Here is a 22,309-nt window from a genome sequence, read left to right on the forward strand (position 1 = left end):
GCCTCGAGTCCGGTGATAGATCGTTGCGACTGACATCGCCTGCCGCAACGACCTAAGCTCAGGACTGTTGAAAACAGATCACTCTGTATGAGCCTTCTTCGGCTTAGGCGGTGACTGCACCTTCGCGTATTGGAACTCAGGCGTTGCCTTCAGGGCGTCCTTGGTGGCGCCCGGCAGGTATAGATTGCCGCCGCGCACGTCGAGGGCTGCGATGGGCACCGCTACGTCATGCGTGGCGACGCCGAGGAAGCCGCCTGTAGCGACGATGGCCGCCGACACTGAGGCGTCCGGGGCCACGATCAGATCTTTGACCGCGCCGATTTTTTCGTTCTGGTCGTTGTAGACCGATTTTGCCAGCACGCTCTTCTTGACGCTCCATCCCTGCAGAAGCGCCTGGGACTGCTCAATAGTCACGCTCAGAGGCTGTGTGCCGGCGACCTGTGCATGCGCATCGATACATGCTGCAAGTGCCACTGCTACCAAGACTGCTTTGTGCAAAGCCATATCGTTCACTCGGTGGTTGGATTCGGTTTCCGGCACGTACTTCGCCCCCCGGGGGGCGACGCCCGCCGATGTCCCTTCGCTACCGTGGGCAATGTCCCAATGCCAGCTGAAAGGTCGGGACGGCGGGAGCTGCATAGGTTAGTGAAACACAGGCCCAGCGGGTCCGCGTGTCTGTATGCCAGATCGTTGGGCGGCACCTGAGAAGCCGGGCGCAGGTACTTGTTGCGCCAAGCCGGGCAAGTGCTCAGCGTTTCCAGCGCCTCCACAAATCGAGCTCAAGTTCATGCGATCACCCCAATCTCGTTGGCAAGCCAACCGGCTTGTGATCGAAGGCTCAGGTAGCCTCAAAAAATTCCACGGTGTGTTCGATAAACGCCCGTACCTTCGCCGGCAACAATGCCCGCCCGATGTAGGCCAACCTGATCTCTGCAACGGTATCGGTGATCTCGAACCGCTCCAACAACCGGACGAGGCGCCCGGTCTTGATGTCTTGCTCGACAAGACTCATCGGCAGCAGAGCGACGCCAAAGCCTTCGAGTACGACATCACGGTTGAATACGGGATTGTTCGACGCGACTTCGTAGTTGATCGGGACGGCCACCGTTTCGTTTTCGACGCGAAAGTTCACGATCGGCTTGTGCATCGACGGCGGCACTGTCACAAACACATGCTCTGCGAGATCGGCCGGGCGTTGAGGCCGAGAGCGGCCCTGGAGGTAATGCTCGGTCGTGACGAGAACCAGCCGAAAACGCTGAAGAAGCCGGGTGACCGCGAGATCGGTCGTCAACATGAACGGCATGACGATACCGAGGTCGTAACCCTCCGCCGTCAGGTCTACCGGGCGTTCAGTCAACGTGACATCGAGTGCGATCTTCGGATGCTTGCTCTTGAATGACGAGGTCAGGGCCGGGAGCCATGTCATCGTCGCTGTCGTGTGTGCAACGAGGCGAAGTACGCCGGTAGGCACGCGCCCGTGGCCTGCCGTCTCCGCTTCGAGACGATCGAGATCATCGAGGATCCGGCAAGAACCGTCGTAAAAATGCTCCCCGACCTCGGTCAACGAAAGCTGACGCGTGGTGCGATGAAAGAGTCTCAAACCGAGACGCTCTTCCAACGACGCGATCGATCGCGAAACTACCGATGGCGAGAGGTCCATCATTTGCCCGGCACGCCGGAAGTTCTTCGTTTCGACGATGGCGCGGAAGAGGCGCAAGGTATCGATATATTCCATAGATGAGGGCCAGCGCGTTCGGTGGCGCCGATGGCTGGAACCGGGCTGTTTCATCAATTCTGATAGAATAATCAAATATGGTATGAAAGTCAACGGTGACTCTTGGAATGGATGGCTTGCGAGCAACGAGTCGCCTCAGTGCGCCCACGGACCCCTCTGTTCGATCATGAGTTCGAGTTCCAACAGTGCGTCGCCGAGCACGTCGATCGCGCCATTCAACGTCTCGGCGATCGCTGCGCTCTTGAGCGCATGCTGCACGATCTTGTGCGCGGTCCGATGTTTGGCTTCGATGAGTTGGGCGTTAAATGGCAGTTGCATAAGAATCCTCTCCAATGGGTAAGCCTGCAGCGGAGTATATCGGCAGCAAGGCACCATTACGCGTCGGCAACAGTCAATTGCGGATGCGTCAACCTATCGGTGTGAGCAGTGAATGCCGCGACACGTCAACCGTTGCTGGCGGCAGAAGTATTTATTGTCGGCACGGTGCTTCCAAGCTGCCGGAAAATGGCTAAAACTGCCGCTGAACGATCCGGCGTCACTCTGCTGCTGTTCGACTAAGCCGGTCATCACGTCGATTCCCGTTCTCTATATCCGTTGTACTTGGTGCATCATTTTGATATGGATCTCTAATCATGGCAAAGCGCAAAACGTTCATCTCTCTTCCTGTCGTTGCCTCTGTGCTGACTACGCCCGTTATCGCGCTCGCTCACAATAACGATCGCGCTCCGTTGACGCGTATGCAGGTGCGCGCGAATGTAGCCCAACAGCGCCCGTGCTACCACGACAGGATGAGCACTTGCATCACCATGCAATAGGCGATCGACTTCCGGGCGGCACTCGCACGAATGGCATCGCAGCGGCAGATATTCGAAAACTATGGCGGTATGAGCAGTTCATCCGTTACAGGGCGTGTCGCATCCAATGATCATTTGGATCATTCCATTACACACAAGTCGGCGTGAGCGGCTTGTAAACTATCGTGGCTTGCGGTTTACTCTTGCTCTTTGCGCGGCACGCGAATGGCACGAGCAACGGCGAGCTGGGCGGCAATGGAATTCAAGGGCATGGATCTGGGCGACAAGCGCCTGAACCGGCGGGCAGTCCTGCTGGCCGAGCAACTGTCGGGCAATCCGACAGCGATCATTCCGCTGGCATGTGGCGGCTGGGCTGAGACGGCGGCGGCTTATCGATTCTTCGCGCAGGACAAGCTCGAATGGAGCGACGTCATGGAGCCGCAATGGCAGAGCTCGACCGAGCGGATGCGGGCATGCGAGGTGGTGATGCGCCTGGATGACACGACCGAGCCGAACTTTAACGGGCAGGACATCACTGGACCGGGGCCGTTATTCCTTGACTGCCAAGAGCGTGGCTCGCATTCGTTCGCCACTGGTCAACCGCAGCACCGCGAGCTTCCCGTTCCGAGCCTTCCCGCAGCAATGCGTGAAGCCCAGGAAGTCAAAGGTCTGCGGCTTGCTCCGGCCGCGACGTTGACTGTCCTCGCGCGCAAAGCGTCCGAACTCAATCAGCCGCGTCTCGCTCTCGTGGGCGTCAGGCCGAAGCGGGCCAGCCGTCCAGTCACTTCGCGCTGGAAGCGCATCGCATTCCTTACGTTTTGGAATCCCGCGATCCAATCGTCAGCGTGCCGCACGACGATCACATCGCCTTTGGCGTGCCGCGCACGCCATTGCTTCAACCACAAATCAAACGCATAGTGAAGGTAGATATTCGACAGCAGCGGCGAGTTGCTGCCGCCCTGAACGGTACCAACTTCACCTTGCGTCATCCTGCTGTCTTCCAGCACACCGGCATGCAGCCGCCTATTGATGAGCCGCACAACCCGTGTGTCTGCTATCAACGTTGCCCAGGTGCGGCACGATGCCGTCATAGGGATCGAGGTCCGGTCCCATCAGACGCGCGACTACGTGACCCGGCAACGCGTTCGCCCGTTCGAATTTCCACGGAATTGAGATAAGCGACTCGCGCGGATCGCCGGCGTCAACCGGCGCTCGTCGACTGTGAGAATCGGAGAGCGCGGTGCCTGCAGCGATGCTCCGTTACGCGGCGGCACCGGCCGCCGCGCCGAGCGCAGTGCCGACGGCCGTACCGCCGAGGGCGCCGCTTGCTGCAGCCGATTGAGTGCTGACGCCAGCGGTCTGTTCCGAAGCGAATTGCTGGCACGTCGCGTCATCGGCGCGGAATTGATCGAACCACTTGCTGGTGCCGGGCAGCGCCATCACTGTGGGGCCCATCGGCATGGCAGCACAGCCGGCGACCGCCATGATGCCGGCCACAGGCTCATCACTGCGGTTACCGCTAATACGCTGCGCTTCGCGCACAATACCGGCGAAATTAAATTGTGTTTGCTCATCTCACTTGGGGCCGGTTGGCTTCGCGGGCACTTCCACCCAGTCGCTCGAACACCCCTTGACGTACGGGTAATATTTCTTTGTGACCGGGCAATACCACCAAGTGCCCGCCGGGGGACTCGTCTGCGTTTTTTCGGCGTAGACGGTGGTCGGGGCTGGCTCGACCGACGGCACGACAACCGGGACGGGCTCCGCGTAGAAGACCGGGGTGGGCGCGATCATGACCGGGGGCGGGACACCCACCAGTACCCCGACCCTGACATGCGCCCGCGCTGTTGTGCACAGGCATATGGCTGTCGTCGCGATCAGCGCAAGGATAGCTCTTTTCGATTTCACAAAGTCTCTCCTTTGTCCGCGTCGACGCTCAGTCAACTTTCAATATAGATCGAGCCATAGGAGGCCAATTGAGCCGCAGTCGTTGCGTCGGAAACTGCCGAGCCGAATTTCGCGCCATCGTACCCGCTTACCGCCTGCTGTTGAGCCGCCACGCTCGCCAGCTCCGCGTAGATGTCCACCGGATAACGCGCGTTACCGTTGCTACGGTCATACCGCGCTTGCTGCAGTGGGACGACTTCTTCGTGCACCGGCTCACGCATCGGAGGACCATGTCCATTGGCGGGCGTGCCCTTGGGAAGAGCGATAACGGATACGACAGCAAGGACGGGCATGAGCGCTTTAGCCATGATGAAACTTTCAAATATCGAGAGGCGGAATCAGCACACACGGGGTTAGTGAAACAACGCCCAGACGAGTCCGCGAGTCTTTCTGCATTTGGCGTTGAGGTGCGCCATCTTCCTATCTCAGCTTTACAGCCACCTTTCTGAAATTCATAGTTTCCGGGCGCGCAATATCCCCAGGCGTTGTCGCAGACGTACATGGCAGACCTGCCATCGTCCAACTTCGGGAGCTAATTCCAATAGGATGGGGCCCGAATTTTCCAACTAAGACCGAGACGGAAATTGGGCCAGCCTCGCGCTTTTTTGATTGATACGTCCCAGCCGCGTGCCGGACGGGGGAAGGTTCTGACGGCGCGATCCACGCGGCGGACGCCGGAAGGCTGCGGCGACTTGGCGTGCGCGCTTCGCCTCTTCCCCATGGAGATAGGTCGACGTGGTTGCCACCGACGCGTGGCGCAAGTTGTCACGCACTGACCGCATCAAGGGATAGTCCCCGAGCCCACCGGAGCGTCATGGCTTGCAAGGCAGCGGATGCGAGGATTGAAGGGGGGCAGGCGAGCACGTGCGCTTCACGCCAGCAAGCGAGCGATCAGATCGTGCGTCGTGCGCACCTCGTACTTCCTCAACAAGCTCGCACGATGAATATCGACCGTGCGCGGGCTGATGTTCAGCTCCTTGCCGATTTCCTTGCTGGTGAGCCCGTGAACCAGGAATGCCGCGACGTCGCGCTCGCGATCGGTCAGCGTGCTGGCGACGTCGGGATGCTTCGCGTCGCCCGACAGGTCGGTGAAGGTCCAGATGGCCAGCTCGAAAGGCCGCTTCGTGTTGTAGCCGAAGCCGCACACCGTGACCCAGAAATGGCTGCCGTCGACGCGGCGCATGATGCGATCGTCGCTGAACCCCGCATGCTTCGCGAGCAGCGGCGCAAGGCGGCGGCCGGTCGTCGCGAAATCCTTCTGCTGCGGATACAGTTTCGCGAACGACTGGTCGATGATGTCGTCGCGAGTCGCCCTGAACAATTGCAGCGCCTTCTCGTTGCAGTCGATCATGATGCGCTCTTTCGCCACGATCGCAGCGACGGGCAGATGCCTGAAGAGATCTTCGTAGTCGAGGCTTGGCATCGTGTCGGTCATGTTCGGCATCGGGTCGACGGGTGCGAACCGTGTTCGGACCCGGGCTGGTTCGCTCCTGTCGGATTGTAGCGGTAGCGCTTGCAGGACATTCAATCGACGTGAAAGACGCAGCAGTCGTGCCCTTCGCCCGCGCGTAGCCGGCCGCGTAGAGAATCGACGCGTAGGCTTCGCTGCCGAGTGTCTCTTCCACGGCGACATGATCGTTCGTGAAGAAATGGCGCGGCACGTACAGTGTCCTCGAACGCATATGCGTTCTGGAAGCCGAGGATGATGCCGGTCTTGTTCTCCTTCTTCGCGCGCAGGATGTCGTCCGTCGTGCGCACCAGCGTGAGGATTTCACTGTATTCGCGGATCTGCTGCTTCATCTCCGCGATATTGTCGATCGTCTTCTGGAAGTCTTCCCACACGGAGACCGTGCAGTTGACGGCCGTGACGCCGCCCTTGCGCATGTCTTCGAACACCGATCGCTCGAATTTCGAAATGTTCAGGCCGTCGATGATGATGCTGGCGTCGTGAAGGCTCGTCATGGTGTTTCTCCATGCGTTGGTTTAGTCGGCCCCGCTTGCACGAGCGGGGCGTGTACTCAAACCGCGCCTTCGACGCCGCGCTTCGCGGACTGGCCGGTTCTCGCGGTTGCCGGACCCGCATCTTCGAGCGCCGTCTTCGACGTTTCCGGCAGGGACAGGCCGCCGATCATCGCCAGGATCGACACGGCGATCAGGTAGTACGCGGGCGAAAGGTTGGTCCCGGTCGCCGAGATCAGCCACGTGGCGACGAGCGGTGCGGTACCGCCGAAGATCGTGTACGCGAGGTTGTACGTGATCGCGGATGCGGTATAGCGCGTTTTCGTCGCGAACACTTCCGACATGAGCGGTGCCGTCACGACGCCCGAGAACACCGCGCCGATGGCCAGCAGCGCGACGCCGGCCAGCGATTGCGACAACACGCCCGAACCGCCCAGCGAGAACGCCGGATAAACCGACACGATGATGAAGAGGCCGGTCGTGGCGATCGTCGCGCGGCGGCCGACGAGGTCGGAGAAGAAGCCGGCGACCGGGCACAGGGCCGCGGCGAAGAAGAGGGCGAGCACCGTCACGAGGAGCGACGTGCCGCGAGACAGGTGCCCGGCCACTTGAAGATACGTCGCGAAATATGTCGTGAACGTGTAGAACGACAACGCGGTCACGGACACGAACGCACCGAGCTTCAGGATATTCAGCGACTGCGAACGCAGCGTTTCCATCAGCGGCGCATGCGCGATGTCGTGCTTGCCTTCGAGTGCCTGGAACGCGGGCGTTTCATTCAGGTTGACGCGCAGGTACACGCCGATGAGGCCGACCGGTGCCGCGATCAGGAACGGCACGCGCCAGCCCCATTCGACCATCGCCTGCGACGACAATGACGATTCGAGCAGATAGGCGACCACGGCCGCGCAGGCGAACGACGAGAAGGTCGACACCGGCACGAAGCTGCCGAAGAACGCGCGGCGGCGGCGCGGTGCGTGTTCCATCACGTACGCGCATGCGCCGGCGTATTCGCCGCCTGCCGAGAACCCCTGGACGCAGCGGATGATCGTGAGCAGCAACGGGGCCCAGTAGCCGATGCTCGCGTAGGTCGGGAGCAGGCCGATCAATGTGGTCGAGCCGGCCATCATCAGGATCGTCAGCGCAAGCGTGCGCTTGCGGCCGATCCGGTCGCCGATGACGCCGAAGACCAGGCCGCCCAGCGGGCGGAATGCGAAGGCCACCGCGAAGACGGCGAAGGTCTTCAGGAGACCGACCGTGGGATCGCCGCTCGGAAAGAATTCGCGCGTCAGGATGGTGGCGAGAAAGCCGTATGCGGCGAAATCGAACCACTCGACGAAATTGCCGATCGAGGCTGCGGCGATCACGCGTCGTAGCGTGCTGGTATCGACGTCCTGGGTGGTCATGGTCGTGTCCTCTTCGTAGGTGTAGTTCGGTTCGCGTCGAAAACATCGTAGGGACGCCAATTACGTAGGTCCATACGTGTCAATTACCTAGGTAATCGGGGGCGGGGCGGGGGGCGCTGGCCGCCCGGCAGGCTGCCGCGCGGCGTTGCCGGAGTTGAATAAGGGAGCGTGGAGGCTAGACTGGAAGTTCCCCATGCACACCATGGAGGGAGACATGACGACCATCTATGTCGTGAAGACCGGGCTTCAGTTCCTCTGTACCGGCGAGGACGGCGATATCGGCATGGCACCGGAGATCGAAGAAGCGATGTCCTTTCTTTCGTATGAAGAAGCGAAAAAGGCGGCGAGCGAGAACGCCGATCCGGGATATGAGATTCTGGCGGTCGATATTGTGTGCCGATGATGGGGAGTTTCGCGGCGAGGGCTCGATGACGGAAGATGCCTCGGGGTCGCGCGCATCTTGGGGCGAGGTGCGGCGTCGCTTCCGTGCGGCCATCAACGCATGTAGCGGCACACCTGTAGTCACCTGTGACAACTGCGGCCGCGAGCCTCCGTGAAGCGCCAACACGTACCCGTCGAAACCCTCCAACGTACTCTATTCATCCGCGCGGCACGGCCGCATCACGTCCCTCGATCGATGATCGAACCACAAGACCGTTGATCGATGGATGTCGTTTGTCGATATCGACCGCGGTTAGCCAATCATGTAGCCCTTGGGCTACATCGGTGCCTGTTTTATCAGTTTTTTGTATCCCTGAGGATACAAAATCGCAGATGGCAACTTGTGCCTCTGGGGCTACAATTAAGCCAGGTTCACTCATTTTTGATGCCCCGGGGCTACAAATGACCACATTGTCCGATGTCGGAGAGATGCTGAAAGAAGCGCGCAGCGCGGTGGGGCTTTCCCAGAGAGAACTCGCGGAGCGCGCCGGCATCGCCCGTACGACGCTTGCCCGTATGGAAACGCTTGCACGAGGCGACATGAGCGTATCCGCGCTGGTGCGCCTGCTTGAGGCAGCCGGCTACGATCTGCGCATGGTTCGGCGCGGACATCAGCGCACGCTGGACGATGTTCTGGCCGAACAGCGCAAGACCGAGGACTGACGAGATGCGCCTTAACGTCTATGTCAAAGGCAAGCCTGTCGCTCATCTCAATCGTCAGGCGGACGATTATGCGTTGCGCTACACCGACGATGCGACCGCCGACAACTTTGTCGGCTTGACGATGCCCGTTCGCGAAAATGCATGGGTGTGGCCTCGCGACTTGCATCCCTTCTTTCGCCAGAACTTGCCGGAAGGTTTTCTCCTTCAGGTGATTCGTGAGCAGTTCGGTCCTTATCTGGACGGAACGGACCTTTCGCTACTGGCTGTTATCGGAAGCTCGGGCATTGGCCGCGTGACCGTCTCACCCGAAGGAGGCTCACCAGGCGGCGAGCTCGAACCGGTCGATCTCAAGCGCCTGCTGCACGAGGACATGACGACCGATCACTTCGCAGAACTGGTGCGGTACTACGCTCGCGCAGCGATTTCCGGAGCCGTGCCCAAGTTCCTGGCACCTGAATCCTCATCGTTGCAGACGCCTGTTGGCAAGCAGACACTGCGCACGAGCAGGCACATCATCAAAGGCTCCGATGAGCAAACGCCGTATCTGGGCTTCAACGAACATTACTCGATGCAGGTGCTGGCAAGGCTGGGCGTCGCCCGCGTCGCGAATACCACGATGTCGGACGATGGTCGCGTGCTCGTCGTCGATCGTTTCGACGTGGACGAGCAAGGCAAACCGGCATATGGCGTGGAAGACGCGTGCAGCCTGCTTGGCCTGCCTCCGCACGAGAAGTACCGTCCGTCAATGGAACAGGTTGTCAACGCAACGAAACCATACGTCCACGCTGCAAATTGGAGGCGGCAGGCCGAACAGCTAGGCTGGCTGATCATCACCAACCATGTGGTGCGCAGCGCAGACTGCCATGCCAAGAACATCGCTCTCCTGTACTCGGGCATCGATGATGTCCTCTACACCCCCGCCTATGACATCGTCACCACGGAGGCTTACCCGCGCTTTGCGAACAATCCGCCCGCGCTGAGCATCGACGGTCGCAAGACATGGGCGCCGGGAAAGACGCTGGAGCGCTTCTTCAACACCCGGCTCGGCATCCCGCCGAAGCAATATCGCGAGATGGTCGAGGCGCTCTGCGACTCGGCCGTGTCCACCGGGAAGGCAGTCGCCGAAGCGGCAAAAAACGACACGCGGTGGCACTGGGTGGCAAAGCAGATGCTGCATGCGTGGAACGAAGGGATGGCGTCGCTACGGAGTGCCAAACCGCAGGCGGCACTGAGGGCGCTCACACCGGTGATTGATGCCGCCGGTTTCTCGGACGCGGACAAGGCCAACAATGGAAGAGAAGTGATCGGGCGCTCGGAATTGCTTGGAGAGCGCGGGAAAGGGAGTTGATGCGGGCCACCGAGCAATACGGCGAGCGTCCCCATTTGATGACCAAACCGCAAGACCTAGTGCATAGATATCGTTTGCCGCAGCGTTAATGACTATCGACAATCGTGGCTCGAATTCCCGCTGTTGGCGCCAGAAGTGCCTTGGCGGGCGGCACCCGTCGGCTATCCCGGCCGTCGCTGCCATCCAGCTCACGACGACATGTACGCGTTCACGCCTTCATTCCAGAATCCTGCCGGTTCGCCGATCCGCGAGCTGTTCAAATACCTCTCCGAGCCGGGGATGATTTCCTTCGCCGGCGGTTACCCGGCCAGCGACCTGTTCGACGTCGACGGCCTGAACGCCGCCGCCGAACGCGCATACGCCCAGCCGGTCCGCTGCCTGCAATACGGCCCGACCGACGGCCTCGCCGAACTGAAGCAGCAACTGATCGCGTTGATGGCGCGCCGCAACGTGACGTGCACGCCCGCCGAACTGCTCGTCACGACCGGCTCGCAACAGGGCCTCGATCTGCTATTGCGCGTGATGGTCGGCCCCGGCGACGTCGTGCTGACCGAACAGCCGGCGTACCCGGCGACCCTGTCGGCGATGCGTCTGCAACAGGCGCGCATCGTGACGATCCCCGTCGACGGCGAAGGCCTCGACGTCGACCGCCTCGCGTCGCAACTCGCATCCGGCGCGATCGCGCAGCCGAAGCTGCTCTACACGGTCCCGACCTTCGCGAACCCGACCGGCGCGACGCTCACGCGCGAACGCCGGCTGAAGCTGCTGCGCCTCGCGGTGCAATACCGTTTCCTGATCGTCGAGGACGATCCCTACGGCGACCTGCGTTTCGCGGGTGAACCGGTGCCGTCGATGCTTGCACTCGCGAACGACGTCGAAGGCGCGCGCGACTGGATCGTGCATTTCGCGAGCCTGTCGAAAATCGTCGCGCCGGGGCTGCGCGTGGGCTGGACGATCGCGCCGGCCGAAATCGCGCGGCGCTGCGTGATCGCGAAGCAGACGGTCGACCTGTGCAGCACGCCGTGGACGCAAGCCACCGCCGCCGAGTATCTCGCCGACGGCGCACTCGAACGCCATCTGCCGCGCATCACGGCGGCCTACCAGCGCAAGTGCGACGCGATGTGCGACGCGCTGCGCGACGGTCTCGGCGACGCGATCACGTTCCATCGTCCCGAAGGCGGGATGTTCGTGTGGGCACGCATCGGCGCGGTGTCGTCGGACGTGCTGCTGCAGCAGGCGATCGCGAACAAGGTCGTCTTCGTGCCGGGCAAGGCGTTCTTCGCGGACAACGTCGACGCGGCATCGCTGCGGCTGTCGTTCGCCGCGCCCGATGTCGACGCGATCCGGGAAGGCGTGGCGCGCCTCGTGCGCGCGTATGGTGCGGCGCTGGCCGCGTGAGGAGACACACATGAACATGATCATCAACCACACCGCATGGACGGACGAAGCGCCGGGCATGGCCGATATCCGTCCCGTCGCGCACAAGTCGTCGCAGATCAGCGCGGGGCCGCAGTACGTGGCCGACGTACTCGGCCGCTTCGGCGCGGAGTCGACCGACACGCGCGACGCCGCACCGGCCGTCCTCGGCTACAACTGAACCGCGCGGCGGCGGGCCTACAAGGAAGGCCCGCCGCCGAAACGGTTAAGCTGTCGCGATCGAATCGCGCAGGATCGCCGCGCCATCATGTCCGACACCGACACCCCCTCCGAATCGCTGACGGAAACGTACGACCGCATTTGGTCCTGCCTCGAGTCCGGCGTCGGCGCGCAGCGTTCGCCGTTCACGATGCTGCAGGCCGCGACGCTCGGCCTCGATGGTGCGCCGAAGGTGCGCACGATCGTGTTGCGGCAAGTGAGCCGCGCCGATCGCCTGCTGTCGTTCCATACCGATGCGCGTTCGGAGAAGGTCGCGGAATTGCGCCGTGACGCGCGTATCGCCATCGTCGCGAACGATCTCGATTCACTCGTGCAGATTCGCGCGGAAGGCGTGGCATCGATCTGCGACGACGAAGCGCAACGTCGCGCGGTCTGGCAATCGAGCCGTCCGCATACGCTGCTGCTGTATCGCGCACCGCTGCGCCCCGGCACGCCGATCGAGTCGCCCGAAGAGGCGCACGTTGCGGCAGGCGCAACCGCAGGCACATCGGCCATCGACGACGGCTACCGGAACTTCTGCCTGCTCCACGTCACGGTGACGCGCATCGACTGGCTCGAACTCGCGCGCGGCGGCCATCGCCGCGCGGTGTTCGACGTGAACGACGACGGCTACGAAGGCCGTTGGGTCGCGCCCTGACGGCGACGTCCGCGTTTCCGCTACAAACTCGTACAAGTCAGACAAATCCCGGATACATCAGACCTTTCAAATGGGCAACGCCGCGTGACCGGCGCGCGCCCGAATGAAAGCGAAGGCGCGCTCCGACGCGCGGCATGTTCACTTTCCACTTCACGAAAGGAGATGCCGAACGATGTCTTCCACACCGTTTTCCCCGACGCGTCGCCACCTGCTGGCCACTTCCGTGGCCGCCGGGGTATCCGCGATGCTGCCCACCGCCGCGCTGCGTGCGGCCACCGGCGGCAACGGCATACGCCCGTTCACCGCCCATATCCCCGACGACGCACTGGCCGACCTGCGCCGCCGCCTTGCCGCGACGCGCTGGCCGGGCCGCGAGACCGTCGCCGACGAATCGCAGGGCGTGCGGCTCGCGCGCATGCAGGCGCTGCTGCGTTACTGGGGCACCGAATACGACTGGCGCAAGGGCGAGGCGCGCCTGAACGGCTTTCCGATGTTCATCACCGAGATCGACGGGCTCGACATTCACTTCATCCACGTGCGCTCGCGGCACGCGAACGCGATGCCGATGATCATGACGCACGGCTGGCCCGGTTCGATCTTCGAGCTGCTGAAGGCGATCGGCCCGCTGACCGACCCGACCGCGCACGGTGCGAGTGCCGACGATGCGTTCCACGTCGTCGTGCCGTCGCTGCCGGGCTTCGGTTTCTCGGGGCGTCCGGCGAAAACGGGCTGGGGCTCCGACCACATCGCGCGTGCCTGGGGCGAGTTGATGGCGCGCCTCGGCTATACGCGCTTCGTGTCGCAGGGCGGCGACTGCGGCTCGGTGATCTCGCACCGGATGGCGATGCAGCGCGTGCAGGGCCTGGCCGGGATTCACGTGAACATGCCGGCGACGGTGCCGCCGGACATCGCGACGCTGCTCCAGACCGACGCGCCGGCACCGGCGTCGCTGGCGCCGAAGGAGAAGGCCGCGTACGAGAAGCTCGCGACGTTCTATCGCGACAACTGCGGCTACTCGGCGATGATGGTCACGCGTCCGCAGACGGTCGGCTACGCGCTGGCCGATTCGCCGTCGGGTCAGGCCGCGTGGATGTACGACAAGATCTCGCAGTGGACCTACAGCGGCGGCGTGCCGGAACGGTCGATCCCGCGCGACGAGATCCTCGACGACATTTCGTTGTACTGGCTGACCAACACGGCGACGTCGGCCGCGCAGATCTACTGGGAGGATCACTCGAACAACTTCAACGCGGTGGACATCTCGCTGCCGGCGGCGATCACGGTGTTCCCCGGCGAGATCTACCAGGCGCCGCGCAGCTGGGCCGAGCGCAGCTATCACAACCTGATCTACTTCAACGAAGTCGACAAGGGCGGGCATTTCGCGGCTTGGGAGGAGCCGGAACTGTTCGCCCGCGAAGTGCGCGCCGGATTCCGGCCGTTGCGTCGCGCGTAAGCGTGGCTTGACGGGAAAACGCGGGCCGGTAGCGATGCCGGCTCGTGTCGCGCGTCGCGCGCGGCCGACCGCGAACACCCGTTTCCGCCGCGATTTTGAATCGCTGTATGTCGTACCCGGACACAGATACGTTGGGATACAAAGCGTCCGGGCGGTTCGGATATAAAACCGGTGAAGCGATTCACACGGCGGCGCGGTGCGATGCGCCGCCGCCGTGAATGGCGATACCGCATCGCCCGCACGTGCCGCGGGCCCCTTTCTTACCGATCGACAATGGAGAACGCGTCATGCCTGATACCGTCAACACCCGCCGCCGCCTGATTCTGGGCACGACACTCGCCAGCCTGAGCCTGGCCGACCTCGGGTTCGGCTCGCTGGCGCGCGCGCAGTCGGCGCCCGATGCGTCGACGCCGAAGCGCGCGGCCGGCGCGGCGTCGCTCGGCAAGATCCACCAGATCGACGCGGGCGTGCTGAACGTCGGGTATGCGGATCTCGGGCCGAAGAACGGTCCGGTCGTGTTTCTGCTGCACGGCTGGCCGTACGATATCTACAGCTACGCGGACGTTGCACCGCTGCTCACGGCGGCCGGCTATCGCGTGATCGTGCCGTACCTGCGCGGCTACGGATCGACGACGTTCCGCTCGGCCGACACGGTGCGCAACGGCCAGCAGGCGGTGACGGCCGTCGACATCGTCGCGCTGATGGATGCGCTCAAGATCGACCGCGCGGTGTTCGGCGGCTACGACTGGGGTGCGCGCACGGCCGACATCATCGCGGCACTGTGGCCGCAGCGCGTGAAGGCGCTGGTGTCGGTGAGCGGCTACCTGATCGGCAGCCAGGAGGCGAACCGCAAGCCGCTGCCGCCGCAGGCCGAATTGCAGTGGTGGTATCAGTTCTACTTCACGACCGAGCGCGGCGCGCTCGGCTACGCGGCGAACCGCGACGCGTTCAACAAGCTGATCTGGCAACTCGCATCGCCGAAGTGGCAGTTCTCCGACGAGACCTTCGCGCGCAGCGCCGCGTCATTCCAGAACCCCGACCACGTGGCCGTCGTGATCCACAACTATCGCTGGCGCCTCGGGCTCGCGCAGGGCGAAGCGCAATACGACGACATCGAGCGGCGGCTCGCGGCCGGCCCGGCGATCACCGTGCCGACGATCACGATGGAAGGCGACGCGAACGGCGCGCCGCATCCGCAGCCGGCCGCGTATGCGAAGAAGTTCACGGGCAAGTACCAGCACCGGACGATCACCGGCGGCATCGGCCACAACCTGCCGCAGGAAGCGCCGCAGGCGTTCGCCGATGCGATCCTGCAAGTGGAGCATCTGTGATGCGGGCAGGTACCTCTGGTGTCGTGCATCGCGGCGCGCGCTATGCGCTCGTCGCGGGTGCGCTGCTGGCCGGTGCGTTGTCCGCGAGCGGCCCGGCCGCTTTCGCGGAGCAGCCGAAGCCGGCCGCGTCGCCGATCTACGGCGTGACGATTCCGCCCGGCTACCGGAAGTGGGAAATGGTCGCGCCGGCCGAGGAAGCGGCACCGCTCGACGAATTGCGCGTGGTGCTCGGCAACCCGGTCGCGATCCGCGCGCTCGAACGGTCGACGCTGCCGTTTCCGGACGGCACGATCCTCGTGAAGCTCGCATACAAGCGCAAGCAGTCCGACGAGTTCGCGCCGGCAACGGTGCCCGGCCAGGCGACGACCGTGCAGGTGATGGTGAAGGATTCGCGTCGCTATGCATCGACGGGCGGCTGGGGCTTCGGGCGCTTCATCAACGGCGTGCCGGCCGATATCGGTCAGCACCAGACCTGCTTCGCGTGTCATCGGGCGCGCGTGAAGAATCACGACTATGTGTTCACGCGGTTTGCGCCTTGAGGGGGCGAGCGTGGCGGAACCGGCGAATGCGTGTCGTGTGGGGTACGCCGTTCGCCATTCACCATCGTTCTGATCGCCGGTGCCGAATTGCGGGTGGCGCGGCGGAGCGGCCGAGCGAACCCGGTCGTCAACGATTGCGCCGCCGCGTAGTTTGCGTCACCACGAATAGCCTTGCATGCCGTAGTCGGTGTCGTGTCGACGTCCCCACCAGGGGAGGTACGCGTTGTTGCCGCCGCGTGCGCGGAACCAGTCTTTGGCGGGATCGATCGGGGTGAGCTTCGATGGTGGTCTGACGACGACGGCGACGGGGTGCTCGGGGTCGGTCGTGCCTGCGACCAAGGCGTTGCCGCCAAAGTGGTTGATCCGGCCGATTGCGAGTGCGACGTCGGTCAATGCGCTGCCGGTTCCCATGTCGCCGAGCAGGGCGGCCGTGTTGAAGGTCTGATTCCTGGGGTCGTATTCCGGAAGGGTTTCAGTCAAGGTCTGCGCGAGCGAGACAACGCGTAACGACGCTGCGTCGTTGGGTACACCTGCGTCGTGGACGATGTAACTCAGGTCCGTAACCGCGACGCCGGCGTTGCGTGCTGCTTCGTCGATCGTGGCTTTCCATGCCTGCACCGTTCGCGTCGTGCCGACCTTCGGCGAAAAATCGTGCGTGTTGCCGGTTGCGGCCTTGCCGATCCATGCGAGCGGTTCGCGCTCGGTGTTGAAGTTCGGGCCGGCGAGAAAAAGCACGACGAGGTTCTCGTTGATCTGCGCATCTGTGGGCGGGAAGTTCGGGGCGTCCCAGTTCATTGCCCATACGGTCTTGTCGGGGTTCGCCTGTAAATAGTCCAACGCGTTGTTCAGCGATGTGAAGCCGGCGTTTGCGCCGCCCTGAGTGATTTGCACGTCGGGAGGCGTGTCGCGGCTCCAAAGCGTCTTCGGTGATGGCGGCCCAATCTCGAAGAAGTTCATCATCCGATCGATCATGCGCGACTTGGCAAAGGCCGGATCAAGTCGGGGCGGAACGGCAGCTTCGACGCGTATGCCGGCGAGTTCGCGCCAATCTTTCTGGCTATCGGATTTCACGGTGTAGAAGTACTTTGCGTTGCTAAAGTAGCGGGCGCGCAGGAGAAGGATGAATTTGTCGACGTACTTGGCGTAGAAGCCCTTGAAGCTTTCCGTTCCGTGGTTGCCGTATGCGATACCCGCTACCGGTTGCAGTGTAGTAAAAGACTTCGGATCGGTCCGAATCATATCGTCATTGTTGTTCGGTGCAGCAAGGCCTTGCGTCCACAACAATTGCCATTCGGTCGGATAGTCCATCCGTTGTAGTGGATTCAACCAGAGCAGGCCGACGACTTGTGCAAAGAATGGCCTCGTCTGTGCTTCGGCTGTCGATGCTGCATTCGCCATCGGCTCTCTAACAGGCGCTGCTTGTGCGGAACGCATCGCGGCCGTGGTGAAGAGAAACACCGTGAGCGCAGCTAGTCCGGGTACAACAAAGAATCGTTTCATCCAATCTCCTATTTCCAAATGCGCTGGGTCGGGTTGTTCTACGTGTGCCATTAGGGATGCGATCAGAACGGTTGTGATCAGCCATGCCAAAATCGAAATGGCGATACGTCTCGGCCGTGTACCAATCAGCGTGTTCATACGACTCCCCCGACCTTGAGAAAAAATTCGCCTTCACGTTCGTCCGTGATCGCGTCGGGAATCTTGCCTTCACTTGTTTCGGCATGTGCCCATTCGGGGAGAGGCGTTCTATCGAGCGTTCCCGACGCGAAATAGCCGGCGTACCTTTTATTTGGATTTTCCAGGGGAATCCCATCCCCCATTCTCCAATCCGCCTCGATGCGCAAGTCGTAGAGTTGTTCGGGCGTGATGTAGCACAGGCCCACCGCAACGTCATACGCAAGCGCCTTTTCGGCATGCTCGGGGTTGGTCATCGTCGTGGAGTGATTCGTCGGGCTGTTGGTCGCGCCGCGATCGAGCCAATCGACAATCTGTTTGTCGCGCCAATCCTTATAGCCATCGGGCATCGCGCTTTTGCCGTCCTCGCCGATCACGTGGCCGTCTCGGTCTAGCCACTCCGTGTTCAATGTCCTACGTGCCTCCATTCGCATCAACGCGCGGTCCTCATAACGCTGCCCGGCTTCGGTTGCGGCCGTACCTTGGGCGATGCTGTCCTCGTTCTTTGCCTTGTACTGGTCGTAGGGGTCGTCGGCTCGCTTGTCCGCATCGGTCTTGCTCGCATCGCGCCACGCGGCCGGCGGATCGTTGCCTTCGTTGAAGTCACTGATCGCGTCGCCGTCCCTGGTCTCGACTGACTTGCCGAATCGCAAGGCCTTCGGCGGGAAAGGTTCGTCAAGCGCCGGGGCATCCGCCACCACTGTCCAGCCCTTCGGCGGATCGGCGTTCACGCGGAGCATGTTCAATGCCGAACTGATGCCGGTCACGACGAACATGAGTGGCGCAGTCACGAGCGTCGCCGCCATGCCCAACACAGACTCATTCCCTCTGATCGCACCCACCAGATTGAACTTGGCCGGCGGCGACGGCGGATACCAGAACCCCGGCTTCGTTCCTTGTTTGCCATGTCGCCAATCGTCTTCCCAGTATCGGTACGGCTTCTGAACGCCAACCGGAAAACCGGAAGCAAAGACCCGCTGCGTCAGGACTCCTGCCGCCCCGATATCGTCGAGTTCGTGCTTGCTGATGCCGCGCCAGCCAATCCCTTGAACCGTCACCGCAGAAATCACCTGATCGTGCGGACAGCAATATGCAGTGACGCGGCCATATGTCGATTCATTCAGCCCGTGCCTCGCGCGATCCTCTCGCGCCGCATAAGACCGATTGCTCGTCGGCGATACCCGCTCGTTCGCCATGTCTTCATCGATCTTGTCGGCGGGCAGTTCATGCTCTTTTCGAGCACCGATGATCGACATGAATGTGCCGAATGTCTTCGTGCGCGCAGCGTAGGTTTGTCGTCCACGCCGGCCGCTGCCGTCTTTCGTCGCGCGTTGCGACCAGGTATCCATGAACGTGTCGGATTTGTATGGGCCGTCTGCGTTCGCCAAGCTATATGGTGCGTTCGCCAGCACATAGGCGTCTGCCACGCAGTGGCCCGTGCGTCCCCACGGATCTTCAACATCGGGAAATGCGTCGCCGAAGAACGCCGCAGTGAGGCCGACGATATTTCCTTGGCTGTGGCATACGACGGTAATCGGGACATCGGCCTGCATGCTTCGGATCGACTCGATCAGCCTGGCCAAGCGCAACGCGGCGAGTACGCCATACGCACGCGGCGGCGCGCGATACAGCGGCCGGTTGGTCGGATTGATGCCTTGCACGGTCATCCAGCCCATCGTTCGATCATCCAGACCGCCGTGCCAAAGATCGGGCAGGCTGGCACAGCCGTTGGTGAACGGGCCGCCGCCCCAATAGTCTTTTTCGTTGAGAAAGATCTTGTCGCCGTACTCCTTCAGTTCCGCAGCAGTCGCGCGATAGCCCCAGCGGAAATGTATGACGGGCGAAAACGATGGCTCGGGCTTAACGTAGCTGCCGGGCCAAAGCTTCGGGTTCAGAAACCCATCCGGCGTCACACTCTCCGTGTACTTCGCGGGCGTCAATTGTCCCGCATCGATACCGTGATACATCATCTGATCGTCCAGACGCCCGAGCCTGCGGTTCAGGCCTTTGCACAGCCCTTCCTCCGACGCCTCGAACCATTCGCCTTCGGAATTCACCCCATGCACGAAGATCACGATACCGGGCAAGGGCATCTGCTTGAGACAGATGAGCGGCGTGTTCTTCGCAAACATCGTCACGCCTTCGACGCGGCCGACGACGATCGGCGGCGGTGCCGGCCGAGATGCGGGCACGTCCGGCGCAGCCGCCTGCGCGACGGGTTCGTCATTGCGCGTTTTCGCTTCCGATCGAGGATCGAAAATTGAATTGGTCATCCAGACTCCTCAACATGCGGGATGCGTTCCGCCACCATCGGACCGACACGGAATGAAAAGATAAGTGTCCGAAGCAAGAGGGAAACGTGATCAGGCGGCGAGCATACTGAATCGGCGCGCGTGAAAGACGCGGTCGCCCGAAAACTCCGCGCGGAGCCCGTGATAACGGACACGGATTGTCAGAATGTGTTTCAGGCCCGAATCGGTCGCATGGCTTCGTTGTTGACGTAGTGCGTGTGGCCTTGCGATCCGCTGTCGTCCGACAGGCGACCATCCGGCGAATTGGCCTCATGACGCGACTGCACACGACATCGCGTCCGTACCTGGAAGCGCTCGAATCGCTATCGTCCGTGTGTTCGTTGCGATGCTGACGGATTTGTATCGCACTGTATCTATCGAGGCTCCGGAAACATCGGATTGCACTGAAGGCGAGTTTCGGAAACAAGCCGGATACGTGAGCGGGTTCTACTGTCGACATGCAGAAAACGTTCGGTGCCAAGCGTTCGCACCGGATGCCGAGTGATCGATACCCCCCACCTTCCTTCAAGGAGCAATCTCATGAAAGCCGCTCGAATCCTCGCAGTCGCCGTACTCGCTTCGATCCCCGTCTTGTCGTTCGCCGATGCCGGCCACGGCCTCACGCGCGCCGATGTGCGCGCCGACCTCGTCCGGCTCGAGCAGGCCGGCTACAACCCGGCCGGCAGCGACGCGCGTTACCCGGACGATATCGCCGCCGCACAGAACGTCATCGCAGCGCAGCAGGTCGCGCGCTCCGACCAGAATGGCCCGTCGAAGTCGCAGGACGACAACGTGGCTGCCGCGTCGGCGCCAGCCTCCCGCTACGCCGCGGCCGACCAGCGCGCCGCACGGAACGCGCGCACGGACGCTGACGATCTGTACGCGCACTCGTGATCCGCGGCCGCGCCCGGGAGACGAGCGGCGCGGCCGCATCGGAAACACTTCAGATGCACAACACGATGAAAAGGAGCATGACGATGGTCGGTTTGACGAAACGGGTTCTGGTGTCCGCGGCGGTGCTCGGCGGGCTGTTCGGTGCGGTCTCGGCGCAGGCGGCGCCCAAGGAAGACCTGAAGGGCACGAACGTCGTGCTGGTGCACGGCGCGTTCGCCGACGGGTCGAGCTGGAACCGCGTGATTCCGCTGCTCGAAGCGCGCGGCCTGCATGTCGTATCGGTGCAGAACCCGCTGAGCTCGCTCGCCGCCGACGCCGCCGCGACGAAGCGCGCGATCGACGAGCAGAAGGGGCCCGTCGTGCTGGTTGGCCATTCGTGGGCCGGTGTCGTGATCAGCGATGCGGGCAACGACGACAAGGTGAAGTCGCTCGTCTACGTCGCCGCGTTCGCGCCGGACAACGGCCAGTCGATCGCCGACGTCACGCAGGGGCTGCCGGCACCGTCGTGGGCCGGCGAGTTGCGCAACGATGCAGGCGGTTTCGCGACGCTGTCGGACAAGGCGATCGCACAGGATTTCGCGCCGGACCTGCCGCCCGCGCAGCAACGTGTCGTCGCGGCGACGCAGGGGCCGTGGTACGGTGGCTGCATTTCGGAGAAGGTCGCGCAGGCCGCGTGGCATGCGAAGCCGTCGTCGTTCGTCGTCGCGACGCAGGACCGGATGATCGATCCGAAGCTGCAGGAGGCGATGGCGAAGCGGATCGGCGCGACGGTCACGCGTGTGAACGGCAGCCACGTCGCGATGCTGAGCCAGCCGAAAGCCGTGGCCGACGCGATCATCGCGGCCGCGGAACGTGCGAAGCAGGATGCGCAGTGAGTGAAGGCGGCGGCGCGGCGTGCGTGACGCGCGGCGCCGTCGGTGATTGTGAAGTCCCTTGACGAGGAGAATTCATGACGCAGCAACTCTGGCGACTGTCGGCGACCGAAATCGCGAAGCGCGAGCGGCAACGCGACGTGTCCGCGCGGGAAGTGGCGGATGCCGCGCTGGCCCGCCTCGAAGTGGTGAACCCGGCGATCAACGCGGTGGTCGAGCATCGTCCCGACGACGTGCGCCGGCAGGCCGACGAGTTGGATCGCGCGATTGCCCGCGGCGACGATCCGGGCCCGCTCGCCGGTGTGCCCGTGACGGTGAAGATCAACGTCGATATAGAACCCACTGCCGTTCTACCGATTTGTCCTATGGCCTTTTCGTCAGACGTAGCTACTTAATTGCAATCATAGAGAGAGTGTCGCGGTGCGTACCCCAACCTTCCACGTGGTCGATAGCCACTGGCCGTGCGCTACCTGGTGTATCTACCGCGCGGCTGTTGCTGGCTGAACCGCTTTCGGCGGCTTGTGCGAGACTGCGAGCTCTTTCCTGACACGCTTGCCGCGCAATATTTTGTTATCCTCTCCGTACCGATCGCTCATCCAGATGCCATGCGGTCGGATGTCGTCGTGGAAGCGCACCAGGCCGAGAATCCATCAGTGTAACTCCCGGCCT

General features: G+C 62.6%; 21 protein-coding genes and 4 pseudogenes. 13 read left to right on the forward strand and 12 right to left on the reverse strand.

Going from position 1 to position 22,309, the window contains the following annotated elements; all coding sequences use genetic code 11:
* Nucleotides 1-78: 78 nt before the first annotated feature.
* From U5A56_RS16755 to U5A56_RS16765, 3 genes are all read right to left on the reverse strand, one after another.
* A complete protein-coding gene (locus U5A56_RS16755) occupies nucleotides 79-504 on the reverse strand; it encodes a PRC-barrel domain-containing protein (RefSeq protein ID WP_321923586.1) in 426 nt (141 codons plus the stop codon).
* A gap of 334 nt (nucleotides 505-838) precedes the next feature.
* Nucleotides 839-1,735 (reverse strand): LysR family transcriptional regulator, encoded by an 897-nt coding sequence (locus U5A56_RS16760; protein WP_257771106.1) that lies wholly within the window; start codon nucleotides 1,733-1,735, stop codon nucleotides 839-841.
* Between the two features lie 135 nt (nucleotides 1,736-1,870).
* Nucleotides 1,871-2,053, reverse strand: a complete 183-nt coding sequence (locus tag U5A56_RS16765; RefSeq protein WP_321923470.1) for a hypothetical protein — start codon at nucleotides 2,051-2,053, stop codon at nucleotides 1,871-1,873.
* Between the two features lie 731 nt (nucleotides 2,054-2,784).
* On the opposite strand from U5A56_RS16765, the gene U5A56_RS16770 reads away from it, so the two are divergent.
* Nucleotides 2,785-3,447: a transposase DNA-binding-containing protein gene (locus U5A56_RS16770; protein WP_321923472.1), complete on the forward strand. Its 663-nt coding sequence runs from the start codon at nucleotides 2,785-2,787 to the stop codon at nucleotides 3,445-3,447.
* On the opposite strand, the pseudogene U5A56_RS37190 reads toward U5A56_RS16770, so the two are convergent.
* From U5A56_RS37190 to U5A56_RS16810, 7 genes and pseudogenes are all read right to left on the reverse strand, one after another.
* Nucleotides 3,342-3,620: pseudogene (locus U5A56_RS37190) on the reverse strand (maturase); the annotation flags it as partial. The gene U5A56_RS16770 and the pseudogene U5A56_RS37190 overlap by 106 nt on opposite strands.
* A gap of 169 nt (nucleotides 3,621-3,789) precedes the next feature.
* Nucleotides 3,790-4,071 (reverse strand): hypothetical protein, encoded by a 282-nt coding sequence (locus U5A56_RS16780; protein ID WP_415749156.1) that lies wholly within the window; start codon nucleotides 4,069-4,071, stop codon nucleotides 3,790-3,792.
* A gap of 398 nt (nucleotides 4,072-4,469) precedes the next feature.
* Entirely contained in the window at nucleotides 4,470-4,784 is a 315-nt protein-coding gene (locus U5A56_RS16785) for a DUF4148 domain-containing protein (protein WP_321923473.1), read from the reverse strand.
* A gap of 563 nt (nucleotides 4,785-5,347) precedes the next feature.
* Nucleotides 5,348-5,920, reverse strand: a complete 573-nt coding sequence (locus U5A56_RS16795; RefSeq protein ID WP_321923474.1) for a PAS and helix-turn-helix domain-containing protein — start codon at nucleotides 5,918-5,920, stop codon at nucleotides 5,348-5,350.
* Nucleotides 5,921-6,035: 115 nt separating this feature from the next.
* Nucleotides 6,036-6,143, reverse strand: a pseudogene (locus U5A56_RS37195) (DUF5943 domain-containing protein); the annotation flags it as partial.
* Nucleotides 6,139-6,438 (reverse strand): annotated as a pseudogene (locus U5A56_RS16805) (membrane dipeptidase); the annotation flags it as partial. The pseudogenes U5A56_RS37195 and U5A56_RS16805, both read right to left, overlap by 5 nt.
* 56 nt (nucleotides 6,439-6,494) lie before the next feature.
* The gene (locus U5A56_RS16810) at nucleotides 6,495-7,841 is read right to left on the reverse strand and encodes an MFS transporter (RefSeq protein WP_044849019.1); all 1,347 of its coding nucleotides are present in this window, start codon (nucleotides 7,839-7,841) and stop codon (nucleotides 6,495-6,497) included.
* Nucleotides 7,842-8,055: 214 nt separating this feature from the next.
* Here U5A56_RS16810 and U5A56_RS16815 point away from each other — a divergent pair, with 214 nt between their 5' ends.
* From U5A56_RS16815 to U5A56_RS16855, 9 genes are all read left to right on the forward strand, one after another.
* Nucleotides 8,056-8,244, forward strand: a complete 189-nt coding sequence (locus tag U5A56_RS16815) for a hypothetical protein (protein WP_044849030.1) — start codon at nucleotides 8,056-8,058, stop codon at nucleotides 8,242-8,244.
* A 440-nt stretch (nucleotides 8,245-8,684) separates the two neighbouring features.
* Complete coding sequence (locus U5A56_RS16820; RefSeq protein ID WP_044849018.1) at nucleotides 8,685-8,945, forward strand: helix-turn-helix domain-containing protein; 261 nt, start codon at nucleotides 8,685-8,687, stop codon at nucleotides 8,943-8,945.
* 4 nt (nucleotides 8,946-8,949) lie between these two features.
* Entirely contained in the window at nucleotides 8,950-10,293 is a 1,344-nt protein-coding gene (locus U5A56_RS16825; protein ID WP_321923476.1) for a type II toxin-antitoxin system HipA family toxin, read from the forward strand.
* 198 nt (nucleotides 10,294-10,491) lie between these two features.
* Nucleotides 10,492-11,691, forward strand: a complete 1,200-nt coding sequence (locus tag U5A56_RS16830; RefSeq protein ID WP_124489285.1) for a PLP-dependent aminotransferase family protein — start codon at nucleotides 10,492-10,494, stop codon at nucleotides 11,689-11,691.
* Between the two features lie 10 nt (nucleotides 11,692-11,701).
* Nucleotides 11,702-11,890: a hypothetical protein gene (locus U5A56_RS16835; RefSeq protein ID WP_321811068.1), complete on the forward strand. Its 189-nt coding sequence runs from the start codon at nucleotides 11,702-11,704 to the stop codon at nucleotides 11,888-11,890.
* Nucleotides 11,891-11,977: 87 nt separating this feature from the next.
* Nucleotides 11,978-12,586, forward strand: coding sequence for a pyridoxamine 5'-phosphate oxidase family protein (locus U5A56_RS16840; RefSeq protein WP_321923477.1), 609 nt, complete (start codon nucleotides 11,978-11,980; stop codon nucleotides 12,584-12,586).
* A 172-nt stretch (nucleotides 12,587-12,758) separates the two neighbouring features.
* On the forward strand, nucleotides 12,759-14,039 hold the full coding sequence (locus U5A56_RS16845) for an epoxide hydrolase family protein (RefSeq protein WP_124571420.1): 1,281 nt from the start codon (nucleotides 12,759-12,761) through the stop codon (nucleotides 14,037-14,039).
* Between the two features lie 287 nt (nucleotides 14,040-14,326).
* Nucleotides 14,327-15,370: an alpha/beta fold hydrolase gene (locus tag U5A56_RS16850; protein WP_044849013.1), complete on the forward strand. Its 1,044-nt coding sequence runs from the start codon at nucleotides 14,327-14,329 to the stop codon at nucleotides 15,368-15,370.
* On the forward strand, nucleotides 15,370-15,909 hold the full coding sequence (locus U5A56_RS16855) for a cytochrome P460 family protein (RefSeq protein ID WP_321923478.1): 540 nt from the start codon (nucleotides 15,370-15,372) through the stop codon (nucleotides 15,907-15,909). The genes U5A56_RS16850 and U5A56_RS16855 overlap by 1 nt, the downstream gene beginning before the upstream one ends.
* A 156-nt stretch (nucleotides 15,910-16,065) precedes the next feature.
* Here the strand turns inward: U5A56_RS16855 and U5A56_RS16860 are convergent, their stop codons facing one another.
* Both U5A56_RS16860 and U5A56_RS16865 read right to left on the reverse strand, forming a co-directional pair.
* Complete coding sequence (locus U5A56_RS16860; RefSeq protein ID WP_321923479.1) at nucleotides 16,066-17,409, reverse strand: virulence factor; 1,344 nt, start codon at nucleotides 17,407-17,409, stop codon at nucleotides 16,066-16,068.
* A 134-nt stretch (nucleotides 17,410-17,543) separates the two neighbouring features.
* The gene (locus U5A56_RS16865) at nucleotides 17,544-19,856 is read right to left on the reverse strand and encodes a hypothetical protein (protein WP_321923480.1); all 2,313 of its coding nucleotides are present in this window, start codon (nucleotides 19,854-19,856) and stop codon (nucleotides 17,544-17,546) included.
* Nucleotides 19,857-20,414: 558 nt separating this feature from the next.
* Between U5A56_RS16865 and U5A56_RS16870 the strand changes: the two genes are divergently transcribed.
* From U5A56_RS16870 to U5A56_RS16880, 3 genes and pseudogenes are all read left to right on the forward strand, one after another.
* A complete protein-coding gene (locus U5A56_RS16870; protein ID WP_124487737.1) occupies nucleotides 20,415-20,768 on the forward strand; it encodes a DUF4148 domain-containing protein in 354 nt (117 codons plus the stop codon).
* 83 nt (nucleotides 20,769-20,851) lie between these two features.
* The gene (locus U5A56_RS16875) at nucleotides 20,852-21,643 is read left to right on the forward strand and encodes an alpha/beta fold hydrolase (RefSeq protein WP_044849026.1); all 792 of its coding nucleotides are present in this window, start codon (nucleotides 20,852-20,854) and stop codon (nucleotides 21,641-21,643) included.
* Nucleotides 21,644-21,717: 74 nt separating this feature from the next.
* A pseudogene (locus U5A56_RS16880) lies at nucleotides 21,718-21,972 on the forward strand (amidase family protein); the annotation flags it as partial.
* Nucleotides 21,973-22,309 lie beyond the last annotated feature (337 nt).

This window comes from Burkholderia sp. BCC1998 (assembly GCF_905339875.1).
GTDB lineage: Bacteria > Pseudomonadota > Gammaproteobacteria > Burkholderiales > Burkholderiaceae > Burkholderia.